The organism is Micromonospora sp. WMMD558 (assembly GCF_049315255.1).
Lineage (GTDB): Bacteria > Actinomycetota > Actinomycetes > Mycobacteriales > Micromonosporaceae > Micromonospora.
Genome location: NZ_CP186061.1, coordinates 51,902 through 68,964, shown reverse-complemented (window position 1 = coordinate 68,964; position 17,063 = coordinate 51,902). Strand labels below are relative to the sequence as shown.

The 17,063-nt window shown below is 74.5% G+C and carries 15 protein-coding genes and 1 pseudogene; 11 read left to right on the top strand and 5 right to left on the bottom strand.

Features of this window, described 5'->3' with window-relative positions:
* Window positions 1-147: 147 nt before the first annotated feature.
* Entirely contained in the window at window positions 148-402 is a 255-nt protein-coding gene (locus ACN26Y_RS00335; protein WP_422734057.1) for a hypothetical protein, read from the bottom strand.
* 182 nt (window positions 403-584) lie between these two features.
* Between ACN26Y_RS00335 and ACN26Y_RS00330 the strand changes: the two genes are divergently transcribed.
* Window positions 585-1,103 carry a hypothetical protein gene (locus tag ACN26Y_RS00330; protein ID WP_422734056.1) on the top strand — a complete coding sequence of 173 codons (519 nt, stop codon included), beginning with the start codon at window positions 585-587 and terminating at the stop codon, window positions 1,101-1,103.
* Between the two features lie 108 nt (window positions 1,104-1,211).
* Window positions 1,212-2,108, top strand: a complete 897-nt coding sequence (locus tag ACN26Y_RS00325; protein WP_155331462.1) for an IS982 family transposase — start codon at window positions 1,212-1,214, stop codon at window positions 2,106-2,108.
* A gap of 59 nt (window positions 2,109-2,167) precedes the next feature.
* Here ACN26Y_RS00325 and ACN26Y_RS00320 read toward each other — a convergent pair whose 3' ends face one another.
* From ACN26Y_RS00320 to ACN26Y_RS00310, 3 genes are read right to left on the bottom strand one after another with little or no spacing between them, the layout of a single operon-like run.
* Window positions 2,168-3,019 (bottom strand): zinc finger domain-containing protein, encoded by an 852-nt coding sequence (locus ACN26Y_RS00320; protein ID WP_422734055.1) that lies wholly within the window; start codon window positions 3,017-3,019, stop codon window positions 2,168-2,170.
* A gap of 32 nt (window positions 3,020-3,051) precedes the next feature.
* Complete coding sequence (locus ACN26Y_RS00315; RefSeq protein ID WP_155333503.1) at window positions 3,052-3,837, bottom strand: S-adenosyl-L-methionine hydrolase; 786 nt, start codon at window positions 3,835-3,837, stop codon at window positions 3,052-3,054.
* An 11-nt stretch (window positions 3,838-3,848) separates the two neighbouring features.
* Window positions 3,849-4,346, bottom strand: coding sequence for a GNAT family N-acetyltransferase (locus ACN26Y_RS00310; protein WP_422734054.1), 498 nt, complete (start codon window positions 4,344-4,346; stop codon window positions 3,849-3,851).
* A gap of 145 nt (window positions 4,347-4,491) precedes the next feature.
* Here ACN26Y_RS00310 and ACN26Y_RS00305 point away from each other — a divergent pair, with 145 nt between their 5' ends.
* Window positions 4,492-5,049, top strand: coding sequence for a hypothetical protein (locus ACN26Y_RS00305; RefSeq protein ID WP_155333501.1), 558 nt, complete (start codon window positions 4,492-4,494; stop codon window positions 5,047-5,049).
* 78 nt (window positions 5,050-5,127) lie between these two features.
* Here the strand turns inward: ACN26Y_RS00305 and ACN26Y_RS00300 are convergent, their stop codons facing one another.
* Window positions 5,128-9,762 (bottom strand): ATP-dependent helicase, encoded by a 4,635-nt coding sequence (locus ACN26Y_RS00300; RefSeq protein ID WP_422734053.1) that lies wholly within the window; start codon window positions 9,760-9,762, stop codon window positions 5,128-5,130.
* A gap of 181 nt (window positions 9,763-9,943) precedes the next feature.
* Between ACN26Y_RS00300 and ACN26Y_RS00295 the strand changes: the two genes are divergently transcribed.
* From ACN26Y_RS00295 to ACN26Y_RS00260, 8 genes and pseudogenes are all read left to right on the top strand, one after another.
* Window positions 9,944-10,357, top strand: coding sequence for a hypothetical protein (locus tag ACN26Y_RS00295; protein WP_422734052.1), 414 nt, complete (start codon window positions 9,944-9,946; stop codon window positions 10,355-10,357).
* Between the two features lie 210 nt (window positions 10,358-10,567).
* On the top strand, window positions 10,568-13,405 hold the full coding sequence (locus ACN26Y_RS00290) for a Na+/H+ antiporter subunit A (RefSeq protein WP_155333500.1): 2,838 nt from the start codon (window positions 10,568-10,570) through the stop codon (window positions 13,403-13,405).
* Complete coding sequence (locus tag ACN26Y_RS00285) at window positions 13,402-13,884, top strand: Na(+)/H(+) antiporter subunit C (RefSeq protein WP_422734051.1); 483 nt, start codon at window positions 13,402-13,404, stop codon at window positions 13,882-13,884. The genes ACN26Y_RS00290 and ACN26Y_RS00285 overlap by 4 nt, the downstream gene beginning before the upstream one ends.
* Before the next feature lie 25 nt (window positions 13,885-13,909).
* Entirely contained in the window at window positions 13,910-15,415 is a 1,506-nt protein-coding gene (locus ACN26Y_RS00280) for a Na+/H+ antiporter subunit D (protein ID WP_422734050.1), read from the top strand.
* Window positions 15,412-15,996, top strand: a complete 585-nt coding sequence (locus ACN26Y_RS00275; RefSeq protein ID WP_422734049.1) for a Na+/H+ antiporter subunit E — start codon at window positions 15,412-15,414, stop codon at window positions 15,994-15,996. Before ACN26Y_RS00280 ends, ACN26Y_RS00275 begins: the two co-directional genes overlap by 4 nt.
* Window positions 15,993-16,256 (top strand): monovalent cation/H+ antiporter complex subunit F, encoded by a 264-nt coding sequence (locus ACN26Y_RS00270; protein ID WP_155333496.1) that lies wholly within the window; start codon window positions 15,993-15,995, stop codon window positions 16,254-16,256. The genes ACN26Y_RS00275 and ACN26Y_RS00270 overlap by 4 nt, the downstream gene beginning before the upstream one ends.
* Window positions 16,256-16,597 (top strand): monovalent cation/H(+) antiporter subunit G, encoded by a 342-nt coding sequence (gene mnhG, locus ACN26Y_RS00265; protein ID WP_196255747.1) that lies wholly within the window; start codon window positions 16,256-16,258, stop codon window positions 16,595-16,597. Before ACN26Y_RS00270 ends, mnhG begins: the two co-directional genes overlap by 1 nt.
* Window positions 16,598-16,763: 166 nt before the next feature.
* Window positions 16,764-17,042 (top strand): annotated as a pseudogene (locus tag ACN26Y_RS00260) (aminopeptidase); the annotation flags it as partial.
* Window positions 17,043-17,063 lie beyond the last annotated feature (21 nt).

The window sequence follows — 17,063 nt, the reverse complement described above, 5'->3', positions numbered from 1 at the left end:
CTTTCGGTTGTGGTGTAACGGATCGGGTGCGCAGCTCGCCTGCTGTGAGGTCGTGTTGCCGCGGCCTCCGTGCAGGGCAGGCGGGGATCATTACCCAGCGTCCCTGGCAACCTCCAGATGCCCCGTCCACCTGCGCGCCGCGCGCTTCTACTCCGGCTCTACCCCGCCGGCACGCAGGATGCGGCGTACCTGCTCGCGCTGGTAGCCGGCCGTCTCGGCGATGTCTTTCTGCCGACGCCCAGCCCGCGCGGCGGCGATGATCGCGACAGCAAGTCGTTCCCGCGCCCTGGTAGCTCTCTCCCGGGCATCCGCGACGTGCTGCCTCGCCTCGTCCTTCGCGGTCTCAATGGCGGCCTGGGCCTCCCTGTACTCGCGTGCAGCGGCCTCAAGGTCGTCTTGCATGCGGGCATGCTGTCACGCCTGCACCGATGCCTCGCTATGCGAGGCGCCATGAGGCATCATTGCGGTCTACCGACGATGCCTCCAGACGCGTAGTGTCAGGAGGCGTAAGCGCCAAGTACGCGCCCCCGGCCAGCACTGCACACGCTCACCGGGGGCCTTGATCGACCCTGGGAGGTCGACCCATGCGCACCCTACCCATCGCGTTCCCGCACTGTGGGGCGCCAGCTGCGGTCCGCATCGAGATCTACAGCAGCGAATCACTCGATGCGTCCGCCTACGTCTGCCCGCAGCACACCACGCCCGCCATCGCCGTCATCGAAACGACCGGGCATACCGCCCATCCCGTTACACTCGCCTCCGACGTCAGCCGCCCCTGCGGGCACCTGCACGTCTACCCCACCGGCCGCCTCGCCGACCCCGTCGACATGTCGCACCCCCACTGGTGCGACCGCCGCGACTGCGGCCAGCGTGGCCGCCACAAGTCTGTGCGGCTGCCCGTCAGCAGCGGCCACCCTGAGCCGGTGATCGTGGACATCGCCCTTACCCAGGCACTCGGCGACGCGGTGCGGTCTGTGCTGACGGTGGCCGTCGCCAATGAAGGCGGGCAGGAGGTCGTGCTGTCCTTCGGGCAAGGCCGCGTCCTCTGTTACCAGGTGCGCCGCCTGCTCGACCTCGCCAGGACTGGCCGGCAGTCGTGCTGACCCGCCTCGCGCGGTCGTTTCCGGCTCCTAGACGAGTGATTCCCAACTCTGGGTTGAGCGGCGTGGCAGGTTGACCAGCGCAAGTAGAGAGGGCATCGATGGTCGTTTGTGAAGACAGACCTCGACACCCTCTTGACCGCACTGTACGTGCTTATCGACGACCACGTCATCCCGCCCGGCCGCAAAGGCCCGGGCCGGCCGAAGCGACTTTCCGAGGCCGAACTGGTCTGCCTGGCCGTGGCTCAGGTGCTGCTGGGCGCCCGCTCCGAGCACCACTGGCTGCGGATCTGCTACGGCCGTCTCGGGCATCTGTTTCCCTACCTGCCCAAACAGCCCGGCTACCACAAGCGGGTCAAGGCCGCCGCGCCGCTGATCTGCCGAACCACGATGTACCTGGCCGGGCTGTGCCCCACCATCGGCGACCAGCTGCGACTGCTGGACGCCACCCCGGTGCCGTGCGGCACCTCTCGGTCCACCGTGCAGCGCTCCGCGCTGGCCGAGATCGCCGGCTACGGCTACTGCGCGTCGCACTCGCGCTGGTACTGGGGCCTGAAGCTGTACCTGTTGACCACCGCCGAAGGGCTCCCGCTGGCGTGGTGCCTGGCCGACCCGAAGATCGGCGAACGCGAGATCGCCGAGGACCTGCTCGACTACGCACGCGAACTGGGCGCTCTGGCACCGGGCATGGTCGTGCTGGCCGACAAGGGCCTGGCTGGCAGGGCGATCGAACGCTACTGCGCCGAGCAGGTCGAGGTGCTACTGGCCAGGCCGGACCGCAAGGACGAACGGCGCCGTTTCGGCAACCTCGCCGGGGTCCGGCAGTGGATCGAGTCGGTCAACCAGACCCTGAAAGGCCAGCTCAACCTGGAAGGACACGGCGGTCGTACACCGGCCGGGGTGTACGCCCGCGTCGCCCAACGGCTCCTGGCCATGACCGCCGCGATCTGGCACAACTGGCGCATAAACGCCGACGTCAAACGCTCCCTGACCGCGTACGACCACTGATCCATTCGGAATCACTCGTCTAGGCGACCCTCGCATCATTGACCATTGAGCACCCCGGCTCACTGGCTGGGTGGTTGGCAGACCGGGCACCAGTAGGTGACACGCTCGCCCAGCTCCTCCTTGCGGATGGCCGTGCCGCAGCGGCGGCAGGGCTGGGCCCGCCGGCCGTACACGTAACTGGTCTGCCCCCGGTGCAGTGCCCCGGTGGTGCTCTGCGTCCACCGTCCCCGGTTCGCGGCGAGCAGCCTCTGCGCCAGGGTGACCGTGCCGGCGAGGTCGGGGACGGCGCCGACCGGCGTCCACGGCGACACCCCGCGCAGGAACAGCACCTCGCACTTGTAGAGGTTGCCGATGCCGGCGAGGTTGCGCTGGTCGAGCAGGGCCTCGCCGATGGTGGTGTCCGGGTGGGCGGCGAGTCGCCGAACCGCCTCCGCCGGGTCCCAGTCCGGGCCGAGCAGGTCGGGGCCGAGGTGACCGACGAGGTGGCCCTCCGCCGCGGTCGGGACCAGCGCCAGGTCGTGCAGGTGGTAGCCGACGGCCACCGCGTGCGGGCTGCGCAGCACCACCCGGATCAGGTGCGCCGGGCGCGCGGCCCAGCGCTCGCCCGGCGCGTACGCCCGCCAGGCGCCGTCCATCCGCAGGTGCGAGTGCAACGTCCACCGGGTGCCGGTGTCCGGCTCGGCCGGCGAACCGTCGGCGGCGGACGGGTGCCCGGGAGCCGACGCGCCCGGCGGGGATTCGAGGCGCAGCAGCAGGTGCTTGCCGCGGCTGGCCGACTCGCGCACCGTCCAGCCGGTGAGGTCGGTGCCGGCGAGCTGGGGGACCCGGAAGTCGCTGCCGGTCAGCCGGGCATCGGCGAGCGCCCGCTGGAGGACGCGGGCGGTGTTCCAGACGGTGTCGCCTTCGGGCACCTTCCCATCCTCCCTCCCGCGAGCGCGCGTCGTCAGGCGGCGCTCACGTGCAGCCGGTCGCCCGGCCCGACCGCCAGCAGGTCGGCGGCCCGGCCGCCGTTCACCGACACCGCGACCAGGCCGGCCGAGTCGACATGGACGACCAGTTCACCGGGTGGCGCGTCACCGAAGGTCCGGCCGTGCACCGCGGGCTGGTGCCCGACCTGGACGGCGGCGGGCAGCGGCTCCAGCAGCGCGGCCGGTGCGGCGAGCTGCACGTTGCCGAAGTGGTCCACGGTCAGTACCTCGGCGGTGAAACCGTCCGCCTCCGGGCGCACCAGCGGTGCCGGCAGCGCCACCAGGGTGCCCGGCTCGACCGCCGGGCCGGCGTCCGCCAGCGGCGCGCCGAGCGCCAGCCGGGCCGCCACCGGCGCGAACACGTCCCGGCCGTGGAACGTGGCCGACACCCGCGGCCCGAGCCACTCCGGGTTCGTCAGCTCCACCGCCACCCGGACGCCGCCGAGCGCCACCGCGGCGTCCAGCAGCAGCCCGTTGTCCGGCCCGACCAGCAGGGCGTCCCCGGCGGCCAGGGCGATCCCCCGCCGCGCCGTGCCCACACCCGGGTCGACGACCGCGACGTGGACGCCCGCCGGCAGGTGCGGCACGGTCTGCGCGAGCACCGCCGCGCCCCGCCGCACGTCGCCCGGCGGCACCAGGTGGGTCACGTCGATGACCCGGGCCGCCGGCGCCAGCCGGGCGATCACCCCGTGGCAGGCCGCCACGAAACCGTCGGCGAGGCCGTAGTCGGTGGTGAAGGAGATCCAGGGCGTCGGCGCCATGGGACGAAAGGCTAGTCCCGCTCGGTGAGCCGCAGTTCGAGAACCAGCTCGTCGTGCAGCGGGATGCCGTCCTCCCCGACCTCGGGGATGGTGGGCTTGAGGCGGCGGGCGCGGTCGACGGCATCCGCGTCGACGCGCACCAGGCGCAGCCCGCGCCGCTGGTAGAAGCGCAGCGCCCGCAGGTTGTCGTTGGTGGTGACGAGCCACAGCCGGGCTCGCCCCTCGGCCCGCGCGACCTCCGTCGCGGCGGCGACCAGGGCGGTGCCCACGCCGCCGCCCGGCATCGCGGCGACCACGCTCACCACCTCCAGCCCGTCGCCGTCGCCGTGGTGGGCGAGCGCTCCGACGACCGTGCCGGCGCCGTCCACCGCGACCAGGGTCGGCAGGGTACGCAGGTCGTAGCGGGTGTCGTGGGCGACGACGTACGGGCCGCCCCACTCGCGCTCGTGCAGTGCGTCCACCGCCGACCGGTCACCGGCCCCCGCCGGCCGGATGATGATCGCGTCCATGTCCCGCCTCCCGGGTCGACGCCGTGCCGCGGCGGATCGTACCCGCAGGTCGAGTGGCGTGCGGCGGCCCGGCTCGGCGGATGTCGGACAGTCCACTGGCCGACCGGCCCATGCCACCGGCGGCCGGGATTGGCAGACTGCCAGGGTGACCAACCGGACCCTGCCCGCCGTCGCGGTGCTCGCCATCGCCACCGCTCTGACCGCCGCCTGCGGCGACGACAACGACAAGGCCTCGGGAGGAGCCTGGGGGGACGGCTCGCGCCCGTCGGCCGCCGCCGCCGCCTCCGCGCCCTCCGGTGACGCGTCGGCGCCGGGCGACCCGGCGGCGCCGGGTGCGACCGGCACCACCGAGCGCCGGCCGTCGAGCGCGCCGAAGGCCGTGCTGCCGTCCCGCATGCGCGCCGCACCCGGGGCGCGGGAGGTCGTCGCCGCGTTCAAGGCGGCCGGGCTCAAGGTCACCGACGCGAAGGACCGGTCCGTCGACTGCGGACCGGACGGGCTCGGTCTGGGCTGCTCGGAGCTGATCGCCACCGACGGCGTGACGGTGTACGTGTTCCCCGACGAGGTCAGCGCCAAGGAGATCGCCGAGACCTGGAGCGGCCAGTCGTTCCAGCGGGGTGCCGTGGTGCTCAACTACCTGGAGGCGAAGACGCCGGCCGCCGACCGTCCGAAGTACGAGAAGGTGCTCACCGACCTGCGCTGACCGGTGCGACACCCTGATCCGTCAGCCGGGTGGCCGCAGGCCGTCGCCGGCATCCGGCGAGGCGTGGCCCGGCAGCCGTCAGCCGCGTAGCCGGAGCCCGCGGGGGGTGGCCCGGAAGCCGGCGGCGGTCAGCGCGTCGCGCAGCGGCGACGAGTGCACCGCCTCGCCGTCGGCCCGCTCCACCGAGATCGCCCCGAGCGCTCCGGAGTGGACCACGTCGGCGAGCGCCTTGCCGGCGGCGGCCAGCGTGTCGGCCTCGTCGGTGAAGGAGAGCAGCGTCCGGCCACCCCGCTCGACGTAGAGCACGAGGTCACCGGCGACCAGCACCACCAGGGCGCCGGCCTTGCGGCCGGCCCGGTGCCCGGTGGCCGGCGCCGCGCCGTCGCCCGAGTCGACCACCCGCTCCGGCCAGGGCAGTGCCGCGCCGTACGGGTTGGCCGGGTCGGTCGCGGCGAGGACCAGGGCCGGCCCGCCACGGCCCCGCCCCCCGTCGGCGGGGTCGGCGAGCGTGCGCAGCCGGTCGACCGCGCCGGGCACCGCGAACTGGGCGGCGCCGAGCCCTTCGACGAAGTAGCCGCGGCGGGCCGCCCCCCGCTCCTCCAGCGCGGACAGCACCGGGTAGACGGCGGCGAAGCCGCCACTGACCTGCTCGGCGACGACCGCGCCCCGGGTCACCACCCCGTGTCGTTCGAGCAGCACGTCGGCGAGGGCCGCCGCGCGGCGGGTCGGATCGGTGTCCCGTTCCGGGAGCCGCGACCACCGCCCGGCGACGGTGGGCGGGCCGCCGCGGGTGGGCAGCGCGACCCGCCCCGGACGCCGGTACCGGGTGCGTGGCGTGGCCGGGCGGGACCGGTGCGCCCCACCGCCACCGAGCACCGCCCGCAGCGGGGCGAGCGTGTCGTTGGTGAGGTGGCCGGCCCACACCAGGTCCCACACGGCGGCGGTCAGGGCGGCGTCGTCGGTGGAGCCGACGCGGTCGGACAGGGACCGGAAGAACAGCGCCTGCCCGTCGCCGAGGGCGTCGAGCACCGCGTCGTGCAGCGGGGTGCGGCTGAGCGACTCGTCCGGCGGGGGAAGCAGCAGCGGGGCGGTGTCCGCGTACGCGAGGGTGACCCAGCCGTCGCCGCCGGAGATCGCGCCGGAACCGGCCCACACCACCTCACCGCTGGCGCACAGCTCGTCGAGCTGGGCGGGGGAGTAGTCGGCGACCCGCGCCGGCAGCACCAGCCGTTCCAGTGCGGACGCGGGCACCGCCACGCCCTGCAACTGCTCGACGGCCGCGGCGACCGCCTCCACCCCGCGCGCCGAGGAGCCGACCTGCTGCCAGCGGGGCAGGAACGTGGCCAGCGCCCGCGGCGGCACCGGCTCGATCTCCCGGCGCAGCGCCGCGAGGGACCGACGGCGCAGTATCCGCAGCACCTCGGCGTCGCACCACTGGGAGCCGGCCGTGTCGGGCGCGAACTCCCCGGACACCACCCGGCCCGCCGCCGCGAGCCGGCGCAGCGCCTGCTCGACCACGAACACGCCGAGCCCGAACCGGGCCGCGCAGGTGGCGGCGGCGAACGGGCCGTGGGTGCGTGCGTACCGGGCGACGAGGTCGCCGAGCGGGTCGGCCACCGGCACCAGGTACGCCTCGGCCACGCCGACCGGCAGCGCCACACCGAGCGCGTCGCGCAGGCGGGCCGCGTCCTCCACGACGACCCAGCGTTCCTCCCCGGCGATGCGGACCGACAGCACCCGCCGCGCGGCCGCCAGCCCGGTCAGCCACTCCGCCGGCACCCCGCGCGTCGCCAGCTCCTCGGCGGTGAGGTCACCGACGACCCGCAGCAGCTCGACCACGTCCTCCGCGTCGCGCGGGCGGCGCTGCTCGGTCAGCCATCGCAGCTGGCGTCCGGTCTCGGCGAGCACCGCCGGGTCGAGCAGCTCCCGCAGGTCGACCCGGCCGAGCAGTTCCCCGAGCAGCGCCGAGTCCAGCGCGAGGGCGGCGGCGCGCCGCTCGGCGAGGGGGGCGTCGCCCTCGTAGAGGAAGGCTCCGACGTAGCCGAAGAGCAGGGACCGCGCGAACGGCGACGGCTGCGGGGTCTCCACCTCGACCAGGCGCACCTTCCGGGCGGCCAGCTCCCGCATCAGCGCGGCGAGGGACGGCTGGTCGAAGACATCCTGGAGGCATTCGCGTGCCGCCTCCAGGGTGACCGGGAAGTCCGCGTACTCCCGGGCGACGTCGAGCAGTTGCGCCGCGCGCTGCCGCTGCTGCCACAGCGGCTGACGGCGGCGCGGATCCCGGCGGGGCAGCAGCAGCGACCGGGCGGCGCACTCCCGGAACCGGGCGGCGAACAGCGCCGACGTGCCGACCGACTCCTCGACCAGCTGGGCGATCTCGTCGGGCTCGAAGACGACCACGTCGGCGCCGGGCGGCTCCTCCGCGGTGTCGGGCAGGCGGACGACGATGCCGTCGTCGGAGGGCATCACCTGGGCGTCCACCCCGTACCGCTCGGTGAGCCGGCGGCCGATCGCGAGCGCCCACGGCGCGTTGACGCGGGCGCCGAGCACGCTGTGGACGGCGAGCCGCCAATCGCCCAGCTCGTCACGGAACCGCTCCACCACCACCGTGCGGTCGTCCGGCAGCGCCCGGGTCGCCGCCTGCTGCTCGCGCAGGTACGCCATCAGGTTGCCGGCGGCCCAGTCGTCCAGCCCGCCGGCGCGCAGCGCGGCGGCGGCGTCGTCGTCGCCCTGGCGCAGCAGGGTGCGGACCCGGGCGCCGATGGCCCGGCCCAGCTCCACCGGGCGGCCCGGCTGGTCGCCCTTCCAGAAGGGCATTTTGGCCGCCTGGCCGGGCGCGGGAGAGACGAGCACCCGGTCGGGGGTGATGTCCTCGATGCGCCAGGACGACGAGCCGAGCAGGAAGACGTCGCCGACGCGGGACTCGTAGACCATCTCCTCGTCCAGCTCGCCGACCCGCGCGGCCCGCTCCGCCCCGGCCAGGAAGACCCCGAACAGGCCCCGGTCGGGAATCGTGCCGCCGCTGGTCACCGCCAGCCGCTGGGCGCCGGGCCGGCCGGTCAGCACGTCGGTCGCCCGATCCCAGACCAGGCGGGGACGCAGCTCGGCGAACGCGGTCGACGGGTACCGCCCGGAGAGCATGTCGAGCACGGCGTGCAGGGCCGAGTCGGGCAGCTCGGCGAAGGGCGCGGCCCGGCGCACCACCACGGCCAGGTCCCCGACCCGCCACGGGTCGAGGGACACCATCGCGACGACCTGTTGGGCCAGCACGTCGAGGGGGTTGCGCGGGTAGTGCAGCTCCTCGATCGCACCCTCGGTCATCCGCTCGGCCACCACGGCGCAGGAGAGCAGGTCCCCGCGGTGCTTGGGGAACACCACGCCCCGGGACACCGCCCCGACCTGGTGCCCGGCGCGGCCGACCCGTTGCAGGCCGGCGGCCACGCTCGGCGGGGCCTCGATCTGCACCACCAGGTCGACCGCGCCCATGTCGATGCCCAGCTCCAGGCTGGAGGTGGCCACGACCGCGGGAAGCTGCCCGGACTTGAGCGCCTCCTCGATGTGCTTGCGCTCCTCCCGGGAGACGCTGCCGTGGTGTGCCCGCGCGATGACCGGGGGCGCGCCGGCCACCGCGCCGGCCTGCGCCATCAGCTCGGCCGGCGGCCGGTTGGCCCGCACCGGGCCCACCGGCCCGCCCCAGGCGCCGTCGCCCGCCCCGGCGTCGGCTCCGCCCGCCGGGCCGGTGCCGGCGATCTCGTCGGCCGCCAGCTCGTTGAGCCGGGCGCAGAGCCGCTCGGCCGAGCGGCGCGAGTTGGTGAAGACGATGGTCGAGCGGTGGGCCCGGATCAGGGCGAACACCCGCTCCTCCACCGCCGGCCAGATCGACGCCCGGCGCGGCCCGAAGCCGCCGAGGTCGTCCTCGGGCGGCTCCTGCTCGTCGAGGCGCGTCATGTCCTCCACCGGGACCTGCACACCGACCTCGATCGTCTTGGCGGTGGGCGGGGCGACGACGTCGACCGGCCGGGCCCCGCCGAGGAAACGGGCGCAGGTGTCGACCGGCCGGACGGTTGCGGACAGGCCGATCCGCTGGGCCGGGGCGGGCAGCAGCTCGTCGAGGCGCTCCAACGACAGCGCGAGGTGGGCCCCTCGCTTGGTGCCGGCGACCGCGTGCACCTCGTCGACGATCACCGTCTCGACGCCCCGCAACGAGTCCCGCGCCGCTGACGTGAGCAGCAGGAACAGCGACTCCGGCGTGGTGATGAGGATGTCGGGCGGGGTGCGGGCGAAGGCGCGGCGCTCGTCGGCGGGAGTGTCCCCGGTGCGCATCCCGACGGTGATCTCGGGTGGGGTGAGGCCGAGTCGGGTGGCGGCCTGGCGGATGCCGGCGAGCGGGGTGCGCAGGTTGCGCTCGACGTCGACCGCGAGCGCTTTGAGCGGGCTGACGTAGAGCACCCGGCAGCGCCGCCGGGGATCGGCCGGGGCGGGCTCGCGGGCCAGCCGGTCCAGCGACCAGAGGAACGCGGCGAGTGTCTTGCCGGAGCCGGTGGGAGCCACGACCAGGGCGTTGCGCCCGGCGCCGGTGGACCGCCAGGCGCCCGTCTGCGCCCCGGTCGGCGCGGCGAACGCGGCCGTGAACCATTCCCGGGTGGCCGTGCCGAACGCGGCGAGCGCGTCGCCCGTCGCCGACCCGGCCGCGTCTCCCGTCACCTCCGCCACGCCTTCCATCCTGCCTCGGCGGTGTGACAACCCCGCCCGGCGGTCGAGCCTTCTGTCCGGCTCATCGGCAAAAGCGATGGATATGACGATGAATGCGTTAAGTCTTACTTAACTGCTTGCTTGTGACCCACAACATAAAGTAACTTCACTCGCGACGCGGGCGCGGGGTGGGAGGGGCCGGATGGCTGTCGAGGAGCGGAATGGCGAGCCCGGCACCGACGTGCTCATCCGCAAGGTCGACAGTCATCTCGCGGTCGTCCGCGCCGGCCTGACCGGCCCCGAGCTGGAGCTCGCCGAGCGGCTCGCGCACGCACTGCGCGAGCTGGTCGTGTCCACCGCCAGCGCCAGCGCCGCCGACCGGGGCGGGGTCCGCGCCGCCGTGCACTTCTTCGTCCTCCGCCGGGAGAGCAGGGGGCGGCTGCTGTCGGTGCGCTCGCTCGCCGCCGCCCAGCGGGTGGTCAACCGGGTCGTGGTCCAGCTCGGCCGCCCCGACCTGCTCGTCGAGGCCCGCCGCGACCGCCCGGCCCGCGAGCCCGCACCGGTCCCCGCCGACCTCGCCGCCGACCTCACCGCCGCCGAGGTCGCCGCCCGCTGACGAGCGCCGGCACCGAGATCCTGCGAATTCCCGCAAAACAACCCCGGCCACCCGTGATCTGGCGTCTGATCGCACCTGGGGCACGGTTCGTGGCGGTCGATGGCGGCGGCCGGCGGGCACGCTCCACGCCCCCGGGTCTGACGCCGCCCGACCCGGGCGGCCCGCGCGGTGCGGCCCGGCGTGCCGCCGCCACCTCGACGGGGAGTGCGGGTGCTCGTACTGCTGATCCTCCACCTCGTGGCGGCGCTCGCCGCGGCGCCGCTCGTCCGGTGGTGGGGGCCGCGCGCGTGCTACCTCCTCGCCCTCGCTCCGGCAGCCGCCTTCGGCTGGGCGCTGGCCCGTACGCCGGCGGTCGCCGACGGGGCAGCGGTCGTCGAGACGTACCCGTGGATCCGCCAGCTCGGGATCGAGGTGGCGCTGCGGGTGACCACTCTGTCCTGGCTGATGACCCTGCTCGTCGGCGGCGTCGGGGCGTTGGTGCTGGTCTACAGCGGCCGGTACTTCGCGCCGGGCGCACTCGGGCTGGCCCGCTTCGTGGCCGTCCTGGTGGCCTTCGCCGGCGCGATGCTCGGCCTGGTCCTCGCCGACGACCTGCTGCTGCTCTACGTCTGCTGGGAACTGACGACGATCTTCTCGTACCTGCTGATCGGGCACAGCACCGAGCGCCGCTCCAGCCGCTGGGCGGCAGCCCAGGCGCTGACCGTCACCACGCTCGGCGGCCTGGCCATGCTGGTGGGGTTCGTCATGCTCGGCACCCGCGCCGGGACCTACCGCTGGTCGGAGCTGGCCACCGCGGCGCTGCCGGGTGGGACGTACCTGGTGACGGCGGTGTCGCTGGTCCTGGTCGGGGCGCTGGCCAAGTCGGCCGTGCTGCCCTTCACGTCCTGGCTGCCGGTGGCGATGGCCGCGCCGACGCCGGTCAGCGCGTACCTGCACGCCGCCGCGATGGTGAAGGCGGGCGTCTACCTGATCGGGCTGCTCGCGCCGGTGCTGGCCACGGCCGGGCCGTGGCGCCCGGTGGTCACGCTCGCCGGCCTGGCCACCATGGTCGTCGGCGGCTGGGCGGCGCTGCGGCAGACCGACCTGAAGCTGCTGCTGGCGTACGGGACGGTGAGCCAGCTCGGCCTGCTCGTCGTGGTGGTCGGCGCGGGCACGCCGGACGCTGCGCTGGCCGGCACGGCGATGCTGCTCGCGCACGCCCTGTTCAAGGCGGCGCTCTTCCTCGTGGTGGGCATCGTCGACCACGGCGCCGGCACCCGGGACCTGCGTGAACTGTCCGGCCTCGGACGCCGGGAACCGATGCTGACCGCCGTCGCGGTGCTCGCCGCCGCGTCGATGGCCGGCCTGCCGCCGCTGGTCGGGTTCGTGGCCAAGGAGGCGGTCCTCGCCGCGTTCCTCGACCGCCCGGTGGTGCTCGCCGCGCTGGTCGCCGGCTCCGCGCTGACCGTCGCGTACAGCGCCCGGTTCGTGTGGGGCGCCTTCGGCGGCCGGCCCGGGGTCGCGCCCACCGACATCGGCCGGATCAGCGTGCCACTGCTCGCCCCGCCCGCCCTGCTCGCCGGGGCGGGGTTGGTCGCCGGTCCCGCCGCCGGCGTGCTCGACCACGTGCTGCGCCCGTACGCCGAGCTGTTCGGCCCGGTGGCCAAGGACCTGGCGCTGTGGCACGGCCTCAGCCCGGCACTGGGTCTCTCCGCGGTCGCCGTGGCCGGCGGCGCGGCGCTGTTCGCGTTGCGCGGTCCGCTCGCCCCGGTGCTGGCGCGGCTGCACGTGCCGGTCAGCGGCAATCAGGGGTACGAGTGGATCACCCGCCGGTTCGACCGGCTCGCGGTCGAGGTCACGGCCGTCACCCAGCGCGGGTCGCTGCCGCAGTACCTCGGCACCATCCTGGTCGCGCTCGTCCTCGTACCGGGCGGGGCGCTGCTGACGGCCCGCCCGTGGCAGGAACCGATCACCTGGTGGGACAACCCGCTGCAGGTGGTCGTGGTGACGGTGATCGCCGTCGCGGCGGTGCTCGCGGTGGGCGCGCGGCGGCGGCTCACCGCGATGCTGCTGGTGGGCGTGACCGGCTACGGCAGCGCACTGCTCTTCGTGCTGTACGGGGCACCGGACCTGGCGCTGACCCAGTTCCTCGTCGAGACCGCCACCATCGCGATCTTCGTGCTGGTGCTGCGCCGGCTGCCGCAACGGTTCTCGGCCCGGCCGCTGCGGCGGAGCCGCTGGGTACGCCGCGCGATCGGCCTGGCCGTCGGCGTGGTGGCGGCCGGTCTCGCCCTGGCCGCCGGAGGTGCCCGGACCGCCCCCACCATCTCCGACGCGTTCCCGGACCTGGCGGTGGCCGAGGGCTACGGGCGGAACGTGGTCAACGTGACCCTGGTGGACATCCGCGCCTGGGACACGATGGGCGAACTCGCGGTGCTGGTCGTGGCCGCGACCGGAGTGGCCAGCCTGGTCTTCCAGCGATCCCGCACCGGCCCCCGGCCCCGGCGCCCGGAGGCGGCGAGGCGCCCCGGACCGTCGGAACGGCCGGTGTGGCTGCGCGGTGGACCCACCCTCACCGAGCGGCGTCGCGTGATCGTGCTGGAGGTGGTCACCCGGCTGATCTTCCACACCGTGGTGCTCTTCTCGCTGTTCCTGCTCGTCTCCGGGCACAACGCGCCGGGCGGCGGCTTCGCCGGCGGTCTGGTGGCGGGCCTGGCCCTCGTGGTGCGCTATCTCGCGGGCGGGCGGTACGAGCTGGCCGAGGCCGCGCCGGTCGGTGCCGGCACGGTGCTCGGCGCCGGGCTCGCCGTCTCGGTCGGCACCGGCGTGGTCGCCCTGCTCACCGGCGCGCCGGTGCTGACCAGCACGAAGATCGACCTGTCGCTGCCACTGGTCGGCGATCTCCACGTGGTCACCTCGATCTTCTTCGACGTCGGCGTCTACCTCGTGGTGGTGGGGCTGGCGCTGGACATCCTGCGCAGTTTCGGTGCGGAGGTGGACCGGCACATCGAGGCGGCCGGACGCGCCGACGGCGGCCTGGCCGTGGACCGCACCGGGGAGGGGACGTGACATCGGCCGACGCGGGGTCCCCGCTGGCGCTCGTCCTCGCCGTCGGCGTGCTCGTCGCCTGCGGGGTGACGCTGCTGCTGGAACGCAGCCTGACCCGGATCCTGCTCGGGGTCATCCTGCTCGGCAACGGCGTCAACCTGCTCATCCTGCTCGGCGGCCGGCCCGGGGCCGCGCCCCTGGCCGGCACCGCACCCACCGGCGCGATGAGCGACGCGCTGCCGCAGGCCATGGTGCTGACCGCCATCGTCATCACCTTCGGCCTGACCGCGTTCCTGCTGGCCGTCAGCTACCGCAGCTGGTACCTCACCGGGGACGACGAGGTTCCCGACGACATCGAGGACCGGCAGATCGTGCGGCAGGCCGAGCGCAACGAGGCGGCCACCGCCGACCTGGGCGGCGAGGGCCCGGACTCGGACCCGGAGCAGGTGGACCCGGGGCCGGCACACCGCCGGCGGGCCGGCGACGCGGACGGTCACTGATGACCGGGTACGCCGGGAGGGTGCGGTGAGCCGCCTGGTGGCGCTGCCGGTGGTGGTGCCGCTGCTCGGCGCCGCGCTGGCCCTGCTGGTGGCCGGTTGGCCCCGTGCGCAGCGGGCGGTCAGCGTCACCTGCCTCGCCGCCACGCTGGCGGTGGCGCTGGTGCTGCTCGTGCACGCGTACCGGGAGGGGCCGTCGGTGGTGCAGGTCGGCGGGTGGCCGGCCCCGGTGGGGATCGTGCTGATCGCCGACCAGTTGGCCGCGCTGATGCTGGTGGTCTCCGCCGCGGTGACGCTGTGCGTGCTGCTCTACTCGATCGGGCAGGGCCAGGGGGAGGCCGGCGAGAAGGCGCCGGTCGCCATCTTCCACCCGACCTACCTGGTGCTGACGGCCGGCGTGACCAACGCGTTCCTCGCCGGAGACCTGTTCAACCTCTTCGTCGGCTTCGAGATCCTCCTCGCGGCGAGCTTCGTGCTGATCACGCTCGGCGGCACGGAGACGCGGATCCGCACCGGCTCCACGTACGTGGTGGTCAGCATCCTGTCGTCGTTGACCTTCCTGACCGCCCTCGGCCTCGTGTACGCGGCCACCGGCACGGTCAACATGGCCCAGCTCGCGTCGCGCCTGGACGCGCTGCCCGACGGCGTACGGCTGAGCCTCCAGCTGCTGTTGCTGCTGGCGTTCGGCGTCAAGGCGGCGGTCTTCCCGCTGTCGGCCTGGCTGCCGGACAGCTACCCGACCGCCCCGGCCCCGGTCACCGCCGTCTTCGCCGGCCTGCTCACCAAGGTCGGCGTGTACGCGATCATCCGGACCGAGACGCTGCTCTTCCCCGGCGGTCGGGTGGCAGTCCTGCTGATGCTGGTGGCCGGGGCGACGATGCTGGTCGGCATCCTCGGCGCGGTCGCCCAGTCCGACATGAAGCGGCTCTTCTCGTTCACGCTGGTCAGCCACATCGGCTTCATGATCTTCGGAGTGGCGCTGAGTACCGTCGCCGGGCTCTCCGGCGCGATCTTCTACGTGGTGCACCACATCACCATCCAGACCACCCTGTTCCTCGTCGCAGGGCTCGTCGAGGTGCGGGCCGGCAGCACCGACCTGCGCCGGATCGGTGGGCTGTCGCGGGTCGCGCCGCTGGTCGCGGTGCTCTTCTTCGTCTCCGCGATGAACCTGGCCGGCATTCCGCCGTTCTCCGGGTTCCTGGGCAAGCTCGGACTCTTCCAGGCGGGAGTGGCGACCGGCCGTGTCCTACCCGGCGCGCTGGTCGCCGCCGGGGCGGTGACCAGCCTGCTGACCCTCTACGTGGCGTCGCGGGTGTGGAACATCGCCTTCTGGCGGGCGCCGCGGCTGGCTACCGCCGAGCCGCCGGGGCGCCTGCCGGCGCTGATGCTCGGGGCGACCGTCGCCCTCGTCGCGCTCGGTCTGACGCTGACCGTGGGCGCCGGCCCGCTCTTCGCGGTCACCGTGGACGCCGCCACCGACCTGCTCGCGCGCACGCCGTACGTGCGGGCCGTGTTCCCGGAGGGCCCGCCGTGACCGCCCGGCACGGTACGCCGGACCCGCCGCGCGGTCGCGCGAAGCGGTGGCGGGACCAGTTGATCGCGTACGGCTGGCTGGTGCTGGTCTGGAACCTGCTGTGGGGCGACTTCTCCTGGGGTAACCTGCTCGGCGGGCTGCTGGTGTCCGGCGTGGTGCTGGTGTTCTTCCCCTTGCCGCCGGTCACGTTCGGCGGGCGCGTCCGCCCCGGCCCGCTGCTGGCGCTGGTGCTCCGGACGTTGGGCGACCTGGTGGCCGCCAGTCTCCGGGTGGGCGCGCTGGCGGTGCTGCCCGGCCACCGCCCGCACAGCGCCATCGTCACGGTACGGCTGCGCGTGCCGAGCGACCTGAACCTGGCCCTCACCGCGGAGGTGGTGTCGCTGGTGCCCGGCACCCTGGTCCTCGACGTGGACCGGGAGGCCGGTGTGCTCCACGTCCACGTGCTGGACACCCACGGTCGGCGGGAACTCGCCGAGAACAAGGAGCGCGTGCGCGTCGTCGAGCGGCGGATCGTGCGGGCCCTCGGCTCCGCCGCCGAGGTGCGCCGGCTGGACCGTCCCGTCGAGAGGGGTACCCGATGATCGTCGTCCTCGCCGTCGTCCTGACCGTCCTGTTCTCGGTCACCGCGCTGCTGGCGCTGGTCCGGCTCTACCGGGGACCGTCCCTGCTGGACCGGGTGGTGGCCGTGGACATGCTGCTGGCGACGATGGTCGGCGCGGTCGGCGCCGAGGCGGCGGTGAACCGGCACGCCACGACGCTGCCGGTGCTGGTGGTGCTGTCGCTGCTGGGCTTCGTCGGCTCGGTGTCGCTGGTCCGCTTCGCCGTCCGGGAGGATCGCTGATGGTGGGGGCCGTCGCCGACTGGCTCGCCGCCGTTCTGCTGGTGGCCGGCGCCCTGCTCAGCCTGGCCGCCGGGATCGGGGTGCTGCGCTTCCCCGACGTGCTGGACCGGATGCACGCCGCCACCAAGCCGCAGACGCTCGGGGTGCTGCTTCTCCTCACCGGGGTGGCGTTGCGCCTGCGGTCCCCGTCCGACCTGGGGATGATCGCGCTGGTCGGGCTCTTCCAGCTCGCCACCGCCCCGGTGGCGGCCCAGATGATCGGCCGGGCGGCCTACCGCACCCGCCGCCTGGACCGGGCCCGGGTCGAGAGCGACGACCAGGACGGACCGGCCCCGCACTGACGCCGTCGTCCGGCGCGTCGCAATTGCGGCTGGGTGGCGAATCCGACGGTTTGCGTCTTGCCGGCTGTACGGTCCCACTGCACCTGCGCAGTGATGGTCATCGATTGATGGCCGGACCGTGCGGTCGCGCCCACCGGCGTGACCGGTACCCCGACCGGGAGGAGCCATGAGACCCCGTACCCCGCGCTCCGGCTGGCTGGCCGCCCTGGCCGCAGCGGCGCTGACGGCCGTGACCGCGCCGTCGGCCGCCGCCGCGCCCACGGACCCCGACCCCGCGCCGGCGCAGGCCGCCGTCGCCGCCCCGGACATCCCGCTGGCCAACGTCAAGGCACACCTGGCCCAGTTCCAGTCCATCGCCAATGCCAACGGCGGCAACGGGGCGTACGGCCGGCCCGGCTACCTCGCCTCGGCGAACCACGTCAAGGCGCAGCTCGACGCCGTCGGTCTCGGGCGGGCCGGCGTCGAC

Coding starts and splice junctions, on each gene's coding strand:
- ACN26Y_RS00335 (WP_422734057.1), bottom strand. CDS start 402: ATGCAAGACGACCTTGAGGCCGCTGCACGCGAGTACAGGGAGGCCCAG.
- ACN26Y_RS00310 (WP_422734054.1), bottom strand. CDS start 4,346: ATGGACGCGATCATCATCCGGCCGGCGGGGGCCGGTGACCGGTCGGCG.
- ACN26Y_RS00315 (WP_155333503.1), bottom strand. CDS start 3,837: ATGGCGCCGACGCCCTGGATCTCCTTCACCACCGACTACGGCCTCGCC.
- ACN26Y_RS00330 (WP_422734056.1), top strand. CDS start 585: ATGCGCACCCTACCCATCGCGTTCCCGCACTGTGGGGCGCCAGCTGCG.
- mnhG (WP_196255747.1), top strand. CDS start 16,256: ATGGTGGGGGCCGTCGCCGACTGGCTCGCCGCCGTTCTGCTGGTGGCC.
- ACN26Y_RS00270 (WP_155333496.1), top strand. CDS start 15,993: ATGATCGTCGTCCTCGCCGTCGTCCTGACCGTCCTGTTCTCGGTCACC.
- ACN26Y_RS00295 (WP_422734052.1), top strand. CDS start 9,944: ATGGCTGTCGAGGAGCGGAATGGCGAGCCCGGCACCGACGTGCTCATC.